Origin of the sequence: Corallococcus sp. AB011P (assembly GCF_003611605.1) — a bacterium.
GTDB lineage: Bacteria > Myxococcota > Myxococcia > Myxococcales > Myxococcaceae > Corallococcus > Corallococcus coralloides.
On sequence record NZ_RAVX01000005.1, the window covers coordinates 279,378 to 301,242 of the forward strand.

Below are 21,865 nucleotides of genomic sequence, written 5' to 3' on the forward strand. Positions count from 1 at the left end.
CTGGACGCGAAGGCGAACCAGTTGGCGCATCACCTGCGGAGCCAGGGCGTGAAGCGCGGCACGCGAGTGGGCGTGTACGTGGAGCGCTCGCTGGAGATGGTGGCGGGGCTGCTGGCCATCCTGAAGGCGGGAGGCGCGTACGTGCCGGTGGACCGCAACTACCCGGCGGAGCGCATCGCGCTGCTGCTGGGGGATGCGGGCGTGGGCGTGACGCTGACGCAGCGGTCGCTGGTGGAGAAGCTGCCAGCGAGCGCGGGCACGCCGCTGCTGCTGGACACGGTGTGGGCCGAAGCGGCCCGGCATCCGGAGACGGCGCCGCGAGTGGAGGTGACGGGAGAGGACCTGGCGTACGTGATGTTCACGTCGGGAAGCACGGGCCGCCCGAAGGGCGTGAGCGTGCCGCACCGGGGCATCACGCGGCTGGTGGTGGGCAACGACTTCCTGCGCTTCGGGCCGGAGGAGGTCTGGCTGCAACTGGCGCCGGTGGCCTTCGACGCCTCGACGCTGGAACTCTGGGGCGCGTTGCTGCACGGAGCGAAGCTCGTGCTGGCGCCGCCGCACGCTTTGGCGCTGGAGGAACTGGGCGCGCTGCTGCGCAAGGAGCGCATCAGCACGCTGTGGCTGACGGCGGCGCTGTACGAGCAGATGGCGCTGCATCAGGTGGACGCGCTGGCGGAGGTGTCGCGGGTGCTGGCGGGTGGCGACGTGCTGCCAGCGCAGCGAGTGCGCGAGCATCTGAAGCGCCTGCCACAAGGCGCGGTGCTGGTGAACGGGTACGGCCCGACGGAGAACACCACCTTCTCCACGACGCACGCGCTCACACGCGACACGGACCTCACCGCTTCAGTGCCCATCGGCAAGCCGATTGGGAACTCGACGGCGTACGTGCTGGAGCCGCACGGTGACGTGGCGGGCGTGGGTGTACCGGGTGAGCTGTTCGTGGGCGGCGAAGGCCTGGCGTGGGGCTACCTCCACCGCGCGGACCTCACGGCCGAACGCTTCGTGCCGAATGCCTTCAGCACGGAGCCGGGAGCCCGGCTGTACCGGACGGGAGACAAGGCGCGCTGGAAGGAAGACGGGACGCTGGAGTTCCTGGGGCGCACCGACTTCCAGGTGAAGGTGCGTGGCTTCCGAATCGAGCTGGGCGAAGTGGAGGCGGCCCTGCTCCAGCATCCGGACGTGGCGGAAGCCGTGGCGGTGGTGCGTGACGTCGGCGGAGACAAGCGGCTCGTCGCGTGGCTCGTGGCGAAGCCGGGGCAGAACATCGATCCGAAGGCAGTGGAAGCGGAGCTGCGGCAGCGGTTGCCGGAGTACATGGTGCCGTCGGCGATGGGCGTGTTGGACGCGCTGCCGCTCACGGCCAACGGCAAGGTGGACCGCAAGGCGCTCATGGCGCTGGAGGCGCAGGAGGCAGGAACCGCCTTCGAGGCGCCCCGCACGGAGGTGGAGAAGAAGCTGGCGGCCATCTGGGCGGAGGTCCTGCGGGTGCCCTGGGTGGGGGTGAGGGACAACTTCTTCTCGCTCGGTGGCCACTCGCTGCTGGCGACGCAGGTGGTGTCACGGATCCGCTCGGAGCTCGGAGTGGAGATCTCGTTGCGAGTCCTCTTCGAGGCACCCGTGCTCGAAGTCCTGGCCCAGCGGTTGGGAACGGCCGCGAGTCACCAGCCCACGGCGCTGAAGTCCGTCGCGAGTGATGAAGCGCCGCCCCTGTCGTTCGCGCAGCAGCGCCTGTGGTTCATCGACCAGATGGAGCCGGGAAGCGCGATCTACAACGTGCCCGTCGCTGTCCGGCTGCGGGGCACGTTGAAGCGCGGAGCGCTCGTGCGAGCCCTGGACGAAATCGTCCGGCGCCACGAAGCCCTCCGCACGACGTTCGAGCTGCACGAGGGCCAGCCCGTCCAGCGCATCCATCCCCACGCGCGACTGCCGGTGGCGGACGTCGACCTGGAGGAAATCGACAGCGAGCAGCGGGAGGCGGAAGTCCGGCGCCGGCTCGGAGTGGAGCTGGCGGAGCCCTTCGACCTGCACAAGGGCCCGCTCATCCGGGCGAGCCTGTTGAAGCTGGGATCCGCCGAGCACGTGCTGCTCATCACGATGCACCACATCGTGTCGGACGGCTGGTCGTTGGGAGTGCTGATTCGAGAAGTGGGAGCGTTGTACGCGGCCTTCACGGAAGGGCGACCGTCGCCGTTGCCGGAGCTGTCGTTGCAGTACGCGGGCTATGCGGCATGGCAGCGCGGCTGGTTGCAGGGAGAGACGCTCCAGAAGGAAGTGGATTTCTGGAAGGGGAAGCTCGCCGGGACGCCGCCCGTCCTGGAGCTGCCGACGGACCATCCGCGTCCGGCGGTGCGAGGCAACGCGGGAGCGGTTCATTCTTTCGTGCTGCCGTCGTCGCTGGAGCAGCGCATTCGTGCGCTCGCGCAGAGCGAAGGTGCGTCGCTGTACATGGTGCTGCTGGCGGCGTGGCAGGTGCTGCTGTCGCGCTACAGCGGGCAGACGGACATCAGCGTGGGTTCGCCCATCGCGGGGCGGACGAGGGCGGAGCTGGAAGGGCTCATCGGCTTCTTCGTCAACACACTGGTGCTGCGTGCGCAGGTGGACGGAGAGAAGTCCTTCCGTGAGCTGCTGACGCAGGTGAAGGGCACGGTGCTGGAGGCGTACGAGCACCAGGACGTGCCGTTCGAGAAGCTGGTGGAGGCGCTCCAGCCCGAGCGCAGCCTGAGCCACACGCCCCTGTTCCAGTCACTGCTGGCGTTGCAGAACATGCCGGAGGGAGAGGCACGGCTGCCCGGGCTGACGATGAAGCCCTTGGAGCTGGAGATCCGCACGTCGAAGTTCGACGTGAGCGTCTTCTTCACGGAGACGGCGCAGGGCCTGAGCGGGGCGGTGGAGTACAGCACCGAGTTGTTCGAAGCGGCGACGGTGCAGCGGATGGTGGATCATCTGCGCGTGCTGCTGGAAGGCGTGGTGGCGAAGCCGGAGGAAGCGGTTGGCCGGCTGCCCATGCTGACGTCCGAGGAGCGCCAGCAGGTGCTGGTGACGTGGAACCCGACGGCCACGCAGTCCCCTCGTGGCATGTCGGTGCACGCCCGCTTCGAGGCGCAGGCGAAGCGGACGCCGGACGCGGTGGCGCTGAAGCTCGCGGAAGGTGGCGGCACGCTGACGTACGGCGAACTGGACGCGAAGGCGAACCAGTTGGCGCATCACCTGCGGAGCCAGGGCGTGAAGCGCGGCACGCGAGTGGGCGTGTACGTGGAGCGCTCGCTGGAGATGGTGGCGGGGCTGCTGGCCATCCTGAAGGCGGGAGGCGCGTACGTGCCGGTGGACCGCAACTACCCGGCGGAGCGCATCGCGCTGCTGCTGGGGGATGCGGGCGTGGGCGTGACGCTGACGCAGCGGTCGCTGGTGGAGAAGCTGCCGGCGAGCGCGGGCACGCCGCTGCTGCTGGACACGGCCTGGAGCGAGATCGCACACCAGCCGATGTCGGCGCCGCAGGTGGAAGTCAGCGCCGAAGACCTGGCGTACGTGATGTTCACGTCGGGAAGCACGGGCCGCCCGAAGGGCGTGAGCGTGCCGCACCGGGGCATCACGCGGCTGGTGGTGGGCAACGACTTCCTGCGCTTCGGGCCAGAGGAGATCTGGCTGCAACTGGCACCGGTGGCCTTCGACGCCTCGACGCTGGAGTTGTGGGGCGCGCTGCTGCACGGAGCGAAGCTGGTGCTGGCGCCACCGCACGCGCAGACGCTGGAGGAGCTGGGCGCGCTGCTGCGCAAGGAGCGCATCAGCACGCTGTGGCTGACGGCCGCGCTGTACGAGCAGATGGCGCTGCATCAGGTGGACGCGCTGGCTGGGGTGTCGCGAGTGCTCGCGGGCGGCGACGTGCTGCCGGCGCAGCGCGTGCGCGAACACCTGAAGCACCTGCCACAAGGCGCGGTGCTGGTGAACGGGTACGGCCCGACGGAGAACACGACGTTCTCCGCGACGCACGTGATCACGCGCGACACGGCCATCACGGCTTCAGTGCCCATCGGCAAGCCGATTGGAAACTCGACGGCGTACGTGCTGGACACGCACGGCGATGTGGCCGGCGTGGGCGTGCCCGGGGAACTGTACGTGGGAGGCGAAGGCCTCGCCTGGGGCTACCTCAACCGTGCGGACCTGACGGCGGAGCGCTTCGTGCCGAACGCGTTCAGCCCGGAGCCCGGTGCACGGCTGTACCGGACGGGAGACAAGGCGCGCTGGAAGGAAGACGGGACGCTGGAGTTCCTGGGGCGCACCGACTTCCAGGTGAAGGTGCGCGGCTTCCGAATCGAGCTGGGCGAGGTGGAAGCGGCCCTGCTCCAGCATCCGGACGTGGCGGAATCCGTGGCGGTGGTGCGCGACGTTGGCGGAGACAAGCGGCTCGTCGCGTGGCTCGTGGCGAAGCCGGGACAGAACATCGATCCGAAGGCAGTGGAAGCGGAGCTGCGCAAGCACTTGCCGGAGTACATGGTGCCGTCGGCGATGGGCGTGTTGGACGCGCTGCCGCTCACGGCCAACGGCAAGGTGGACCGCAAGGCGCTGCCTGGAGTCGAAGCGGCCCTTTCGGAGCACGAGTACGAAGCGCCTCGCACGGAGTCGGAGCAGAAGCTGGCGGCCATCTGGGCGGAGGTCCTGCGGGTGCCCAGGGTGGGGGTGAGGGACAACTTCTTCGCGCTGGGCGGGCACTCGCTGCTGGCGACCCAGGTGGTGTCGCGGATCCGGAAGGAGCTGGGCGCGGAGCTGCCACTGCGGACGTTGTTCGAGGCTCCGACGCTTGAAGCCCTGGCCCGACGGCTGGAAACGGCCGCGCGTCCGCTGTCCATGGCGCTGGAGTCGATCGCCAGCGGTGGGCCGCCGCCTCTGTCGTTCGCGCAGCAGCGCCTGTGGTTCATCGACCAGTTGCAGCCGGGCAGCCCGCTCTACAACGTGCCCGTCGCGGTGCGTCTGGAAGGCGAACTGGACGTGGGAGCCCTGGACTGGGCCCTGCGTGAAATCGTCCGGCGCCACGAGGCCCTCCGCACGACGTTCGCGCTGCACGAAGGTCAGCCCGTGCAGCGCATTCAGTCCGAAGCGCGCCTCCCCATGGCGCACATCGACCTGGGGGCATTGGACAGCGAGCAGCGGGAGGCGGAAGTCCGGCGCCGGCTCGGAGTGGAGCTGGCGGAGCCCTTCGACCTGCACAAGGGTCCGCTCATCAGGGCGAGCCTGTTGAAGCTGGGATCCGCCGAGCACGTGCTGCTCATCACGATGCACCACATCGTGTCGGATGGCTGGTCGCTGGGAGTGCTGATCCGAGAAGTGGGAGCGTTGTACGCGGCTTTCACGGAAGGGCGGCCGTCGCCGCTGCCGGAGCTGTCGTTGCAGTACGCGGGCTATGCGGCGTGGCAGCGCGGCTGGTTGCAGGGAGAGACGCTCCAGAAGGAGGTGGATTTCTGGAAGGGGAAGCTCGCCGGGACGCCGCCAGTCCTGGAGCTGCCGACGGACCGTCCGCGTCCTGCGGTGCGAGGAAACGCGGGAGCCGTTCATTCCTTCGTGCTGCCGTCGTCGCTGGAGCAGGGGCTGAAGGCGCTGGCGCAGCGCGAGGGCGCATCGCTGTACATGGTGCTGCTGGCGGGCTGGCAGGTGCTGCTGTCGCGCTACAGCGGGCAGACGGACATCAGCGTGGGTTCGCCCATCGCGGGCCGGACGCGCTCGGAGCTGGAAGGGCTCATCGGCTTCTTCGTCAACACGCTGGTGCTGCGTGCCCGGGTGGACGGGGAGCAGTCCTTCCGTGAGTTGCTGACGCAGGTGAGAGGCACGGTGCTGGAGGCGTACGAGCACCAGGAGGTGCCCTTCGAGAAGTTGGTGGAGGCGCTGCAGCCGGAGCGCAGCCTGAGCCACACGCCCCTGTTCCAGTCACTGCTGGCAGTGCAGAACACGCCGGAGGGAGAGGCGCGGCTGCCCGGGCTGACGATGAAGCCCTTGGAGCTGGAGATTCGTACGTCGAAGTTCGACGTGAGCGTCTTCTTCACGGAGACGCCGCAGGGCCTGAGCGGGGCGGTGGAGTACAGCACCGAGTTGTTCGAAGCCGCGACGGTGCGCCGGATGGTGGAGCACCTGCGCGTGCTGTTGGAAGGCGTGGTGGCGAAGCCGGAGACGGCCGTGGGCCGACTGCCCATGCTGACGGAGGCGGAGCGCCAGCAGGTGCTGGTGACGTGGAACCAGCAGCAGGCGGAGTACGACCGCGACGCGACGATTCCGCAGCTCTTCGAGGCGCAGGCGAAGCGGACGCCGAATGCCGTAGCCGTGGTGAGTGGCAAGCAACGGCTGACGTACCGGGAGGTGGAGGCGAAGGCGAATCAGTTGGCGCACCGGCTGCGCAAGCTGGGAGTGGGCCCGGAGTCCCGCGTAGGCCTGTGCGTGGAGCGCACGGCGGACGTGGTGGTGGGGACGCTGGGCATTCTCAAGGCCGGCGGCGCGTACGTGCCGTTGGATCCGAGCTACCCGAAGGAGCGACTGGGCTGGCTGCTGGAGGACGCACAGGGCCCGGCGCTGGTGGCGCACTCGCACCTGTTGGAGTCGCTGCCCGCCTTCAGTGCGCAGGCGGTGTGCCTGGACCGTGAAGAGGAATGGGCGGAGGAGTCCTGCTGCCCCGTGACGCCGGAAGTGCGCCCGGAGAACGTGGCGTACCTCATCTACACGTCGGGAAGCACGGGCCGCCCGAAGGGCGTGGCAGTGACGCACCGGAACGCGGTGGCCTTCCTGTCGTGGGCAACGGAGACGTTCACGGAGGAAGAGACAAAGGCAGTGCTCGCGGCGACGAGCCTGAACTTCGACCTCTCCGTCTTCGAACTCTTCGCGCCGCTGGTGAGGGGCGGCAGCGTGGTGGTGGTGCGCAATGCCCTGCATCTGGCGGAGGAGAAGCCGGACGCGGCGGTGACGCTCATCAACACGGTGCCGTCGGCGATGGCGCAACTGGTCCGGCTGAACGCCGTGCCGCCGTCGGTGCGCGTGGTGAATCTCGCAGGCGAAGCACTGCCTGAGACGTTGGCGAAGGCCGTGTACGCAGTGCCGACGGTGCAGAAGCTCTACAACCTGTATGGCCCGTCGGAAGACACGACGTACTCGACATGGTCGCTGGTGGGGCGGAATGAAGCGCCGAACATCGGCCGGCCGCTCACCAACACGAGGGCATACGTGTTGGACAAGTACCTCCAGCCAGTGCCGGTGGGCGTGGCGGGAGAGCTGTTCCTGGCGGGCGAAGGACAGGCACGGGGCTACCTGCTGAGGCCGGAGCTGACGGCGGAGAAGTTCCTGCCAGAAGTCTACGGCCCGGAAGGCAGCCGCATGTACCGCACGGGAGACCGGGTGCGGTACCGGGCGGACGGCGTGCTGGAGTACCTGGGCCGAGTGGACTTCCAGGTGAAGGTGCGAGGCTTCCGCATCGAGCTGGGCGAGGTGGAGTCCGCGCTGCGCCAGCAGGAGGCAGTGAAGGACGCCGTGGTGGTGGCGAAGGGGGAGGGCGCGGACAAGCGCCTCGTGGCGTACGTGGCGCCGAAGGCAGGCGCGACACTGGAAGCGGAGGCGCTGAAGGCCAGTCTGCGCCAACGGCTGCCGGAGTACATGGTGCCCGGGGCGGTGGTGGTGCTGGAGGCACTGCCGCTCAACTCCAACGGCAAGGTGGACCGCAAGGCTTTGCCGGATCCAGAGGCACCGGCAGCCATCCTCACCTACGTGCCACCGCGCACGGAAACGGAAGCGAAGCTGGCGGCCATCTGGGCGGAAGTGCTGCGGGTTCCGCGGGTAGGCATGAAGGACGACTTCTTCGCGCTGGGGGGCCACTCGCTGCTCGCGACGCAGGTGGTGTCGCGGGTGCGCGCGGAGCTGGGCGCGGAGCTGCCGCTGCGCGCGCTGTTCGAGGCTTCCACCCTCGAGGCCCTGTCCCGGCGCATGGAGACGGCGAGCCGCGCCCAGGACGCCCTGCCAGGCGACACGTTCATGGACACGGCGCCGCCGCTGTCCTTCGCGCAGCAGCGGCTGTGGTTCATCGACCAGATGGAGCCTGGGACGGCGCTCTACAACGTGCCCGTCGCGGTGCGGCTGGCGGGCTCGCTGGACGTGTCGGCCCTGGAGCGGGCCCTGCACGAAGTCGTGCGCCGGCATGAATCCCTGCGGACCACCTTCGAGGAGCGCGGCGGTCAGGCCGTCCAGGTCATCCAGCCGGCCCTGTCACTGGAGCTGGGCCAGGTGGACCTGCGGACCGTCGACGAGGCCCACCGCGAGGCGGAGGCCCATCGGCAGGTGGAGCAAGAGATGCTCCGTCCCTTCGACCTGGGCCGTGGGCCGTTGATCCGCACCCGGCTGGTCACGCTCGGAGAGCGCGAGCACGTCCTGGTGGTGACGATGCACCACATCGTGTCGGACGGCTGGTCGTTGGGCGTCCTGATCCGTGAGGTGGGCGCGCTGTACGCGGCCTTCTCCTCGGGGCAGCCGTCACCCCTGCCCGAGCTGCCCACCCAGTACGCGCGCTACGCCGCCTGGCAGCGCGGCCGGCTCCAGGGCGACGTCCTGGCGCGGCAGGTGGACTACTGGAAGCGGAAGCTCGCCGGTGCGCCGCCGGTCCTGGAGCTGCCGACGGACCGCCCGCGTCCCCCCGAGCGGGGCATCGCGGGCGCGACGCTCAACTTCACCCTGTCCCGGTCGCTCACCGCGGACCTCAAGGCGCTGGCCCAGCGGGAGGGGGCCTCGCTGTACATGGTGCTGCTCGCCGGGTGGCAGGTGCTGATGGCGCGCTACAGCGGCCAGCAGGACATCAGCGTGGGCTCACCCATCGCGGGCCGCATGCGCGCGGAGCTGGAGGCGCTCATCGGCTTCTTCGTCAACACGCTCGTGCTGCGCTCGAACGTGGACGGCGGCCTGTCCTTCCGGAGGCTGCTCGCCCAGGTGCGCGAGACGGTGCTGGATGCGTACGAGCACCAGGAGGTCCCGTTCGAGAAGCTTGTGGAGGTCCTCCAGCCGGAGCGCAGCCGCAGCCACACGCCGCTCTTCCAGACGATGCTCGCCCTGCAGAACATGCCGCTGGGCGAGCTGCGGCTGCCGGACCTGGCGCTCCAGCCGGTGAGCGTGGAGAGCCCCATCGCGAAGTTCGACCTGAGCGTGACGTTCGTGGAGGTGCCTCACGGCATCTCCGGCACGCTGGAGTACAGCACGGAGTTGTTCGACGCGAGCACCCTCCAGCGGATGGTCTCGCACCTGCTCACGCTGCTGGAAGGCGCGGTGGAGCGCCCGGACACGCGCGTGTCCCGGCTGCCCCTGCTGACCGCCGCCGAGCGCGCCCAGGTGGTCTCCGCCTGGAACGACACGGCCCTGGCCGCGGCCTGGGATGGCTGCTTCCACGAGTGCGTGGAGACGCAGGCGGCGCTCAGGCCGGAGGCGCTCGCCGTGCTGGACGGGGCGCGCCAGATGGACTTCGCGCAGCTCAACGCGCGCGCCAACCAGCTCGCCCACTGGCTGCGCCAGCGTGGGGTGGGGCCGGAGGTGCGCGTGGCGCTCTTCGTGGAGCGCTCGGTGGAGATGATGGTCGCCGCGCTGGGCGTGATGAAGGCCGGCGGCGCCTACGTGCCGTTGGATCCCGCCTGGCCGTCCGAACGGCTGGGCTGGCTGGCGAAGGACTGCGGCGCGCGCTGGGTGCTCACCCAGCGGCGGCTCGCCGGGGCGCTCCCGGAGGGGCTCGACGTGCTGTGCCTGGATGACGCCGGTCCGCTGGAGGAGCTGGCGCGGCAGCCGAGGGAGAACCCGGCCCGCGTGAGCCTCCCGACGCACCTGGCGTACATCATCTACACGTCGGGCAGCACGGGCCGTCCCAAGGGCGTGATGGTGCAGCACGCCTCGATGATGAACCTGCGCGCCGCGCACAAGGTGACGACGTTCGCCGGAGTCACCGCGCCGGTGCGGGTGAGCTTCAACGCGCCGCTGGCCTTCGACGCATCGGTGCAGCAGTTGGTGCAGCTGGCGGACGGCCACGCGCTGTGCATCGTGCCGGCGGACGTGCGCGAGGACGTGGCCCGCATGGCGGCGTGGCTGGAGGCGCAGCAGGTGGACGTGCTCGACTGCACGCCCGCGCACCTGCGCCTGCTGCTGGACGAAGGGCTCGGCACGCGCCGGCCCATGCGCGTCCTCGTGGGCGGCGAAGCGGTGGACGAGGCGCTGTGGGCGAGGCTCGCGGCGCTCCCGGGCCTCAGGGGCTTCAACGTGTACGGCCCCACCGAGTGCACGGTGGACGTCACCGTGCGTCCCATCGTGGCGGACACGCCGCGCCCGGTGCTGGGGCGGCCCATGGCCAACCAGCAGGGCTACGTGCTGGACCCCGAGCTCCAGCCCGTCCCCGTGGGTGTGCCGGGCGAGCTGTACGTCGGCGGCGCGGGGCTCGCGCGCGGCTACCTGGAGCGGCCGGAGCTGTCGGCGGAGCGTTTCATCCCGGACAGCCTGGGCGCGCAGCCGGGCGGACGGCTCTACCGCACGGGCGACCGCGTCCGCTGGCTGGCCACGGGCGAGCTGGAGTACCTGGGCCGCCTGGACTTCCAGGTGAAGGTGCGAGGCTTCCGCATCGAACTGGGCGAGGTCGAGACCGCGCTCGCGCAGCAGCCTGGCGTCAGCGAGGCCGTGGTGCTGGTGCGGGGCGACGGCGCGGACAAGCGGCTCGTCGGCTACGTCGTGGCGAAGGAAGGCCACGCGCTGGACGTGGAGACGCTGCGCACGGGCCTGCGCCAGGGGATGCCTGAGTACATGATCCCCTCGGCGCTGATGGTGCTGGACGCCCTGCCGCTCAACGCGAACGGCAAGGTGGACCGCCGGGCGCTGCCGGAGCCGGAGGCCGCGAATGTGGCCGACGCCTACGTGGCCCCGCGCACGGTGACGGAGGCGAAGCTCGCGGCCATCTGGGCGGAGGTGCTGCGCCTGGAGCGCGTGGGCGTGAAGGACAACTTCTTCGCGCTGGGCGGCCACTCCCTGCTGGCGACGCAGGTGGTGTCGCGGCTGCGCACGTCGCTGGGTGTGGAGATGCCGTTGCGCCTGTTGTTCGAGGCGCCCACGGTGGAGGCGCTGTCGCAGCGGATCGCGCAGTTGGGGCGCTCCGGCGTGCCCATGCTGCGCGCCGGGGTGCGTCCGGCGTCGCTGCCGCTGTCCTTCGCGCAGCAGCGGCTGTGGTTCATCGACCAGTTGGAGCCGGGCAGTCCGCTCTACAACGTGCCCAGCGTGGTGCGGCTGGAGGGCGACCTGGACGCCGCGGCGCTGGAGCGGTCGCTGCGGGAGCTCGTGCAACGGCACGAAGCCCTGCGCACGACGTTCGAGGAGGAGTCGGGCCAGCCCGTCCAGCGCATCCACGCGTCCGTGGACGTGCCGCTGAACACCGTGGACCTGTCGGCGTCCGGGGCCACGCGAGAGGACGAGTCCAGGCAGCGGGTGCTGGAGGAGATGGCGAAGCCCTTCGACCTGATGCGGGGCCCGCTGCTGCGGACGCTGCTGCTGCGCCTGGACGCGCGCGACCACCTGCTGGTGCTCACGATGCACCACGCCGTGTCCGACGGCTGGTCCGTGGGGGTCCTGCTCCGCGAACTGGGCACGCTGTACAGCGCGCTGGCGCGGGGACAGGCGTGGACACTGCCGGAGCTGCCGGTGCAGTACGCGGACTACGCGGCGTGGCAGCGCGACTGGTTGCAGGGGGCGACGCTCCAGCAGGAGGTGGACTACTGGAAGCAGTCGTTGACGGGAGCGCCGCCGGTGCTGGAGTTGCCGACGGACCGTCCGCGTCCGGTGGTGCGCACCAACGCCGGCACGACGCTGGGTTTCATGCTGCCGAGGGAGCTGTCCCAGAAGCTGAGCGCGCTGGCGCAGCGCGAGGGCGCGTCGCTGTTCATGGTGTTGCTGGCCGGGTGGCAGGTGCTGCTGTCGCGCTACAGCGGCCAGACGGACATCAGCGTGGGTTCGCCCATCGCGGGGCGGACACGGGCGGAGCTGGAAGGGCTCATCGGCTTCTTCGTCAACACGCTGGTGCTACGGACGCAGGTGGACGGGGAGTCGTCCTTCCGTGCGCTGCTGGATCAGGTGAGGGGCACGGTGCTGGGCGCGTACGAGCACCAGGAGGTGCCCTTCGAGAAGCTGGTGGAGGCGCTCCAGCCCGAGCGCAGCCTGAGCCACACGCCGCTGTTCCAGACGTTGATGTCGCTCCAGAACGTGCCCACCGAGGAGTCCAAGCTCCCCGGCCTGGTGCTCAAGCCGGTGGACTTCGAAGGCCGCACGTCGAAGTTCGACGTGAGCCTCTTCTTCACGGAGACGGCGCAGGGCTTGAGCGGAGGAGTGGAGTACAGCACCGACCTGTTCGAATCGGCGACGGTGCGTCGGATGGTGGAGCACCTGCGGGTGCTGTTCGAAGGCGTGGTGGCGAGGCCGGAGGACTCAGTGGGCCGGCTGCCCATGCTCACGTCCGAGGAGCGCCAGCAGGTGCTGGTGACGTGGAACCAGCAGCAGGCGGAGTACGCGCGCGACGCGACGATTCCCCAGCTCTTCGAGGCGCAGGCGAAGCGCACCCCGAATGCCGTGGCCGTGGTGAGCGGCAAGCAGCGGCTGACGTACCGGGAGGTGGAGGCGAAGGCGAACCAACTGGCGCACAAGCTGCGCAAGCTGGGAGTGGGCCCCGAGTCGCGAGTAGGCCTGTGCGTAGAGCGCACGGCGGACGTGGTGGTGGGAACGCTGGGCATCCTGAAGGCCGGCGGCGCGTACGTGCCGTTGGATCCGAGCTACCCGAAGGAGCGACTGGGCTGGCTGTTGGAGGATGCGCAGGGTCCGGCGTTGGTAGCGCACTCGCACCTGCTGGAGTCGCTGCCCGCCTTCAGTGCGCAGGCCGTGTGCCTGGACCGTGAAGAGGAATGGGCGGAAGAGTCCTGCTGCCCCGTGACGCCGGAGGTGCGCCCGGAGAACGTGGCGTACCTCATCTACACGTCGGGAAGCACGGGCCGTCCGAAGGGCGTGGCAGTGACGCACCGGAACGCCGTGGCCTTCCTCGCGTGGGCAACGGAGACGTTCACGGAGGAAGAGACAAAGGCAGTGCTCGCGGCGACGAGCCTGAACTTTGACCTCTCCGTCTTCGAACTCTTCGCGCCGCTGGTGAGGGGCGGCCGCGTGGTGGTGGTGCGCAACGCCCTGCACCTGGCGGAGGAGAAGCCGGACGCGGAAGTGACGCTCATCAACACGGTGCCGTCGGCGATGGCGCAACTGGTGCGGCTGAACGCCGTGCCGCCGTCGGTGCAGGTCATCAACCTCGCCGGTGAAGCGTTGCCGGAGACGCTGGCGAAGGCCGTGTACGCGGTGCCTACGGTGAGGAAGCTGTACAACCTGTACGGCCCGTCGGAGGACACGACGTACTCGACGTGGTCTCTGGTGGGGCGCGCAGAGGTGCCGAACATCGGCCGCCCCCTCACGAACACACGGGCGTACGTGCTGGACAAGTACCTGCAACCGGTGCCCGTGGGAGTGGCGGGAGAGCTGTTCCTGGCGGGCGAAGGTCAGGCACGGGGCTACCTGCTGAGGCCGGAGCTGACGGCGGAGAAGTTCCTGCCAGAGGTGTACGGCCCCGAAGGCAGCCGGATGTACCGCACGGGGGACCGCGTGCGGTACCGGGCGGACGGCGTGCTGGAGTACCTGGGCCGAGTCGACTTCCAGGTGAAGGTGCGAGGCTTCCGCATCGAGCTGGGCGAAGTGGAGTCCGCGCTGCGCAAGCAGGAGACGGTGAAGGACGCCGTGGTGGTGGCGAAGGGGGAGGGCGCGGAGAAGCGCCTCGTGGCGTACGTGGCGCCGAAGGCCGGCGCGACACTGGAAGCGGAGTCGCTGAAGGCCAGTCTGCGCCAACGGCTGCCGGAGTACATGGTGCCCGGAGCGGTGGTGGTGCTGGATGCGCTGCCGCTTAACTCCAACGGCAAGGTGGACCGCAAGGCGCTGCCGGAGCCGGATGCCCCCAAGGCCGGAAGCACCTACGAAGCGCCGCGCACGGAAACGGAAGCGAAGCTGGCAGCCATCTGGGCCGAAGTGCTGCGGGTGCCCCAGGTAGGCGTGAAGGACGACTTCTTCGCGCTGGGAGGCCATTCGCTGCTCGCGACGCAGGTGGTGTCGCGGGTGCGCGCGGAGACGGGCGCGGAGCTGCCGCTGCGCGCACTGTTCGAAGCGCCCACGGTGGAGGCGCTCGCCCGCCGGCTGGAGAAGGCCGGACGTGCGCAGGCACCGGCCCTCGTGCCTGTGTCGGGGGAAGCTGTGTTGCCGCTGTCGTTCGCGCAGCAGCGGCTGTGGTTCATTGATCAGCTGGATCCGGGCACCGCCCTCTACAACGTGCCTGTCGCCATCCGTCTGGAAGGCGACTGGGATGCGGGGGCCTTGGAACGGGCTCTGCACGAGGTCGTGCGCCGTCACGAGGCCCTGCGCACGACGTTCGTCGCGGGCAACCCCGAGCCAGTCCAACAGACCGTGCCTGACAGCGCCTTCACGCTGGCAGTGGACGACCTGACGGCGAACACCGCCGAGGTCCGGCGACGCGTGGAACAGGAAGTGCTGCGGCCCTTCGATTTGGCACAGGGGCCCCTGATCCGGGCGTTGCTGCTGAAGCTCGGCGCGCGCGAGCACGTGCTCGTCGTCACGATGCACCACATCGTGTCGGACGGATGGTCGCTCGGGGTTTTTGTCCGCGAGGTCGGCGCGCTCTACGCGGCGTTCGTGCGGGGCCAGCCCTCACCGCTGCCGGAGCTGCCGGTGCAGTACGCGGGCTACGCGGCGTGGCAGCGCGGCTGGTTGCAGGGCGCGACGCTCCAGCGGGAGGTGGACTACTGGAAGCAGCAACTCACCGGTGCGCCGCCGGTGCTGGAGTTGCCCACGGACCGCCCGCGTCCCGCGGTGCGAGGAAACGCGGGAGCGACCCAGGGCTTCCTCTGGCCGCAATCGCTGGTCCAGGACCTGCGAGGCCTCGCGCAGCGCGAAGGGGCCTCGCTGTACATGGTGCTGCTGGCGGGCTGGCAGGTGCTGCTGTCGCGCTACAGCGGGCAGACGGACATCAGTGTGGGTTCGCCCATCGCGGGCCGTACGCGCGCGGAGGTGGAAGGCCTCATCGGCCTCTTCGTCAACACGCTGGTCCTGCGTGCCCAGGTGGATGGAGATCAGTCCTTCCGGACGCTGCTGAAGCAGGTGCGAGGAACGGTGCTGGGCGCGTACGAGCACCAGGACGTGCCGTTCGAGAAGCTGGTGGAAGCGCTGCAGCCGGAGCGCAGCCTGAGCCACACGCCGCTGTTCCAGACGCTGCTGGCCCTCCAGAACGTGCCCGAGGGAGACGCGCAGCTACCAGGGCTGACGATGACGCCGCTGGAGCTGGAGAACCGCATGTCGAAGTTCGACGTGAGCGTCTTCTTCACGGAGACGGCACAGGGCTTGAGCGGAAGCGTGGAGTACAGCACCGATCTGTTCGAAGCGGCGACAGTGCAGCGGATGGTGGAGCACCTGCGCGTGCTGATGGAAGGCGTGGTGGCGAAGCCGGAGGAAGCGGTGGGCCGGCTGCCCATGCTGAAGGACGAGGAGCGCCAGCAGGTGCTGGTGACGTGGAACCAGCAGCAGGCGGAGTACGCGCGCGACACGACGATTCCGGGGCTCTTCGAGGCGCAGGCGAAGCGGACGCCGAATGCCGTGGCGGTGGTGAGCGGCAAGCAGCGGCTGACGTACCGGGAAGTGGAGGCCAAGGCGAACCAACTGGCGCACCGGCTGCGCAAGCTGGGAGTAGGCCCGGAGTCACGGGTGGGTCTGTGCGTAGAGCGCACGGCGGACGTGGTGGTGGGAACGCTGGGCATCCTCAAGGCGGGCGGCGCGTACGTGCCGTTGGATCCGAGCTACCCGAAGGAGCGACTGGGCTGGCTGCTGGAGGACGCACAAGGGCCAGCGTTGGTGGCGCACTCGCATCTCTTGGAGTCTCTGCCCGCCTTCAGCGCGCAAGCAGTCTGCCTGGACACGGACGCGACGTTGGCCACGGGGCCGAACGAGGCACCGGAAGCAGGGCCCCGTCCTGAAAACGTGGCGTACCTCATCTACACGTCGGGAAGCACGGGCCGCCCGAAGGGCGTGGCGGTGACGCACCGGAACGCAGTGGCCTTCCTGTCGTGGGCAACGGGGACGTTCACGGAAGAGGAGACGAAGGCAGTGCTCGCGGCGACGAGCCTGAACTTCGACCTCTCCGTCTTCGAACTCTTCGCGCCGCTGGTGCGAGGAGGCAGCGTGGTGGTGGTGCGCAATGCCCTGCACCTGGCGGAAGAGAAGCCAGACGCGGAGGTGACGCTCATCAACACAGTGCCGTCGGCGATGGCGCAATTGGTGCGGCTGAACGCCGTGCCTCCGTCGGTGCGCGTGGTGAATCTCGCGGGCGAAGCGTTGCCAGAGACGCTGGCGAAGGCCGTGTACGCAGTGCCGACGGTGCGCAAGCTCTACAACCTGTATGGCCCGTCGGAAGACACGACGTACTCGACGTGGTCGCTGGTGGGACGCGGAGAGGTGCCGAACATCGGCCGCCCTCTCACCAACACGCGGGCGTATGTGTTGGACAAGTACCTCCAGCCGGTGCCGGTAGGCGTGGCGGGCGAGCTGTTCCTGGCGGGCGAAGGTCAGGCACGGGGCTACCTGCTGAGGCCGGAGCTGACGGCGGAGAAGTTCCTGCCGGAAGTCCACGGCCCGGAAGGCAGCCGGATGTACCGCACGGGGGACCGGGTGCGGTACCGGGCGGATGGAGTGCTGGAGTACCTGGGGCGAGTGGACTTCCAGGTGAAGGTGCGAGGCTTCCGCATCGAGCTGGGCGAGGTGGAGTCCGCACTGCGCCAGCAGGAAGCGGTGAAGGACGCAGTGGTGGTGGCGAAGGGGGAGGGCGCGGACAAGCGCCTCGTGGCGTACGTGGCGCCGAAGGCAGGCGCGGTGCTGGAAGCGGAGGCGCTGAAGACCAGTCTGCGCCAACGGCTACCGGAGTACATGGTGCCCGGAGCGGTGGTGGTGCTGGAGGCACTGCCGCTCAACTCCAACGGCAAGGTGGACCGCAAGGCGCTGCCGGAGCCGGAGGCACCGGTCTCCACCCATACGTACGAAGCACCGCGCACGGAAACGGAAGCGAAGCTGGCAGCCATCTGGGCCGAAGTGCTGCGGGTGCCCCAGGTGGGCGTGAAGGACGACTTCTTCGCGCTGGGAGGCCACTCGCTGCTCGCGACGCAGGTGGTGTCGCGGGTGCGCGCGGAGACGGGCGCGGAGCTGCCGCTGCGTGCACTGTTCGAAGCGCCCACGGTGGAGGCGCTCGCCCGCCGGCTGGAGAAGGTCGGACGCGCGAAGGCACCGGCTCTCGTGCCCGTGTCTCGGGACGCACCGCTGCCGCTGTCGTTCGCGCAGCAGCGGCTGTGGTTCATCGATCAGCTGGAGCCGGGAACGGCGCTCTACAACGTGCCGGTGGCGGTGCGGCTGGAAGGCGACCTGGACGTGGGGTCCCTGGAACGGGCCCTCCGTGAAGTCGTGCGCCGTCACGAGGCCCTGCGGACGACGTTCGTCGCGGGCAACCCCGAGCCGGAGCAGCGGACCACGACCGATAGCTCCTTCACGCTGGCGGTGGATGACCTGACGGCGAACACCGCCGGCATCCAGAAGCGCGTGGAGCAGGAGGTGCTGCGGCCCTTCGAGCTGGCTCATGGTCCGCTCCTTCGCGCGCTCCTGCTGAAGCTCGGCGCGCGCGAGCACGTGCTCGTCGTCACGATGCACCACATCGTGTCGGACGGATGGTCGCTCGGGGTGTTGGTGCGCGAGGTCGGTGCGCTCTACGCGGCGTTCGTGCAGGGCCAGCCCTCGCCGCTGCCGGAGTTGCCGGTGCAGTACGCGGACTACGCGGCGTGGCAGCGCGGCTGGTTGCAGGGCGCGACACTCCAGCGGGAAGTGGACTACTGGAAGCAGCAACTCACCGGTGCGCCGCCGGTGCTGGAGTTGCCCACGGACCGCCCGCGTCCCGCGGTGCGAGGAAACGCGGGAGCGACCCAGAGCTTCCTCTGGCCGCAATCGCTGGCCCAGAGCTTGCGAGCTCTCGCGCAGCGGGAAGGCGCGTCGCTCTACATGGTGCTGCTGGCGGGCTGGCAGGTGCTGCTGTCGCGCTACAGCGGCCAGGAAGACATCAGCGTGGGTTCGCCCATCGCGGGCCGCACGCGCGCGGAGGTGGAGGGGCTCATCGGCTTCTTCGTCAACACGCTGGTGCTGCGCACGAACCTGTCCGGAGACCCCAGCTTCCGGGGCCTGCTCCAGCAGGTGCGCGAGACGGTCCTGGAGGCGCAGGAGCACCAGGCGGTGCCGTTCGAGAAGCTGGTGGAGGCGCTCCAGCCCGAGCGCAGCCGCAGCCACACGCCGCTGTTCCAGACGCTGCTGGCGCTCCAGAACATGCCCGTCGGTGAAGCCCGGCTGCCCGGCATGACGCTCAAGCCCGTGGAGATCGCGGGCGGAACGTCGAAGTTCGACCTGAGCGTCTTCTTCATGGAGACACCGCAGGGCTTGAGCGGAACGCTGGAGTACAGCACCGACCTGTTCGACGCCGCGACGGTGCGCCGGATGGTGGAGCACCTGCACGTGCTGCTGGAAGGCATGGTGGCGAAGCCGGAGGAAGCGGTGGGCCGGCTGCCCATGCTCACGTCCGAGGAGCGCCAGCAGGTACTGGTGACGTGGAACCAGCAGCAGGCGGAGTACGCGCGCGACGCGACGATTCCCCAGCTCTTCGAGGCGCAGGCGAAGCGCACCCCGGATGCCGTGGCGGTGGTGAGCGGCAAGCAGCGGCTGACGTACCGGGAGGTGGACGCGAAGGCGAACCAACTGGCGCACCGGCTGCGCAAGCTGGGCGTAGGCCCGGAGTCGCGAGTGGGCCTGTGCGTGGAGCGCACAGCCGACGTCGTGGTGGGGACGCTGGGCATCCTCAAGGCTGGCGGCGCGTACGTGCCGTTGGATCCGAGCTACCCGAAGGAGCGACTGGGCTGGCTGCTGGAGGACGCACAAGGGCCAGCGTTGGTGGCGCACTCGCATCTCTTGGAGTCTCTGCCCGCCTTCAGCGCGCAAGCAGTCTGCCTGGACACGGACGCGACGTTGGCCACGGGGCCGAACGAGGCACCGGAAGCAGGGCCCCGTCCTGAAAACGTGGCGTACCTCATCTACACGTCGGGAAGCACAGGCCGCCCGAAGGGCGTGGCGGTGACGCACCGGAACGCAGTGGCCTTCCTGTCGTGGGCAACGGAGACGTTCACGGAGGAAGAGACGAAGGCAGTGCTCGCGGCGACGAGCCTGAACTTCGACCTCTCCGTCTTCGAACTCTTCGCGCCGCTGGTAAGGGGCGGCAGCGTGGTGGTGGTGCGCAACGCCCTGCATCTGGCGGAGGAGAAGCCAGAGGCAGACGTCACGCTCATCAACACGGTGCCGTCGGCGATGGCGCAGTTGGTGCGTCTGAATGCGGTGCCGCCGTCGGTGCGCGTGGTGAATCTCGCGGGCGAAGCGTTGCCGGAGACGCTGGCGAAGGCCGTGTACGCGGTACCGACGGTGCAGAAGCTCTACAACCTGTACGGCCCGTCGGAGGACACGACGTACTCCACATGGTCGCTGGTGGGTCGGAATGAAGTGCCGAACATCGGCCGGCCGCTCACGAACACGCGGGCATACGTGTTGGACAAGTACCTGCAACCGGTGCCGGTAGGCGTGGCGGGCGAGCTGTTCCTGGCGGGCGAAGGTCAGGCACGGGGCTACCTGCTGAGGCCGGAGCTGACGGCGGAGAAGTTCCTGCCGGAAGTCCACGGCCCGGAAGGCAGCCGGATGTACCGCACGGGAGACCGAGTGCGGTACCGGGCGGACGGAGTGCTGGAGTACCTGGGCCGGGTGGACTTCCAGGTGAAGGTGCGAGGCTTCCGCATCGAGCTGGGCGAGGTGGAGTCCGCTCTGCGCCAGCAGGAGGCAGTGAAGGAAGCAGTGGTGGTGGCGAAGGGGGAGGGCGCGGACAAGCGCCTCGTGGCGTACGTGGCGCCGAAGGCAGGCGCGGTGCTGGAAGCGGAGGCGCTGAAGACCAGTCTGCGTCAGCGGCTGCCGGAGTACATGGTGCCCGGAGCGGTGGTGGTGCTGGAGGCGCTGCCGCTCAACTCCAACGGCAAGGTGGACCGCAAGGCCCTGCCGGACCTGGACGTCACCACGTCCCAGGCCGGGAACTTCGTCGCACCCCGTGACGCGCTGGAGTCCCAGCTCGTGGCGGTGTGGGAAGAGGTCCTGGGCGTGAAGCCCATCGGTGTGCGCACCAGCTTCTTCGCGCTGGGAGGACACTCGCTGCTCGCGGTCCGCCTGATGGCCGCGCTGCGCGAACAGCTGGGCCGCGAAGTCCCCCTGGCCGCGCTCTTCCAGCACCCCACCGTGGAGGACCTGGCGAACCTGCTGCGCGCGGAGACGGAGACATGGTCGCCGCTCGTCCCGCTGGAGAAGGGCGACGCGGGCCGCCGGCCCCTGTTCCTCGTCCACCCGGGTGGCGGCAACGTGCTCGCCTACCCGGAGCTGGCGCGGCTCCTGGGGCCCCAGCAGCCCGTCTTCGGCCTCCAGGCGCGCGGCCTTCAGGCCGGTCATGCCGTGGTGGAGACCGTGGAGGAGATGGCCATCCTGTACGTGGCAGCCATCCGCGCGGAGCAGCCGGAAGGGCCGTACCTCCTCGCGGGCTGGTCGCTCGGCGGCGTCATCGCCTTCGAGATGGCCCGCCAGCTGCGCGCACAGGGCCATGCCGTGGGGCTGCTGGCGCTCCTGGACGCCTACGTCCCCGGCGTCGGAGCGCCTCCCGGCGATGCCCCCAAGAAGGACCCCGACGCCAGCACGCGCGTCGCCTTCGCCCAGACGGTGGCCCAGGCCTTCTCCCTGACCCTGCCCGTGTCGGACGAGGCCCTGGAGCGCATGGATGACGAAGCCATGCTGGGGACGCTCCTCGCCGTGGGCGTCCAGGCCGGCCTCCTGGCGGAAGCAACGGGCCGCGAGCAATTGCGTGCCCTGTTCCGCGTCTACCAGGCCAACCTGCGCGCCATGGACCGCTACGTCCCCAGCCCCTACGACGGACCGGCGCTGCTGCTCGCCGCCACGGAAGCGACCCCCACCTCCGAGGTGCCCCGCCACCGCGGCTGGGAGCCCTTCGTCCGGGGGGGACTGGACGTGAGGGATGTCCCTGGGGGACACCATCAACTCATGCAGGAGCCGTACGTGCGGCACGTGGCCACGCTGTTGCGCGAGGCCCTGGAGGACAAGTCATGACCGTTGAAACATCCAGCGGGGGCTCACCGTGGCCCAACCGCATCATCCTGGCCATCTGGTTCGTGTGCTTCTCCGTGGGCTCCCTGGTCCACATCCTCGTCGTGTCGAAGTACGGCCTCTTCGCGAATGATCCGGCGGACCCGCTGCCCATGCCGTTCGTCGTCGTGAACGAGCTCTTCACGGTGCTCAACCCGCTCACCATCGCGCTGCTCATCTTCAAGCGGCGGGCGGGCATCCTCTCCGCACTGGGCGTGGTGGCGCTCGTCTACGTCCTCAACCTGGCGCTGATGGTGTGGTTCTGGACCGCGAAGCAGCATCTGCACGTCGCGTGGCTGTACCTCAACGGCACCATGGGCGTGTTCATGGCCCTGACCGCGAAGCGCCTGTGGCGGGCCGCCCCCGAGGCGAAGGCCCTCCCACCCGCCACCACCCCGAGCCCAACCTAGCTCCCGCCCCCCTGGCTGGCCGCCAGCCGGTCCCGGGGGAGGCGTCCCCGAGGAGAAACCCCCGGTCCGGACGCGCA

General features: G+C 69.6%; 2 protein-coding genes. Both read left to right on the forward strand.

Features of this window, described 5'->3' with window-relative positions; genetic code table 11:
• The coding region (locus D7X30_RS16950; RefSeq protein ID WP_120563968.1) for a non-ribosomal peptide synthase/polyketide synthase at positions 1–21,342 on the forward strand (21,342 nt) is incomplete at its 5' end.
• The gene (locus tag D7X30_RS16955) at positions 21,339–21,788 is read left to right on the forward strand and encodes a hypothetical protein (protein ID WP_120563969.1); all 450 of its coding nucleotides are present in this window, start codon (positions 21,339–21,341) and stop codon (positions 21,786–21,788) included. The genes D7X30_RS16950 and D7X30_RS16955, both read left to right, overlap by 4 nt.
• Positions 21,789–21,865: the final 77 nt, after the last annotated feature.

Bases quoted from the DNA above. Each gene is read 5' to 3' on its own strand.
- D7X30_RS16955 (WP_120563969.1), top strand. From the start codon at position 21,339: ATGACCGTTGAAACATCCAGCGGGGGCTCACCGTGGCCCAACCGCATC.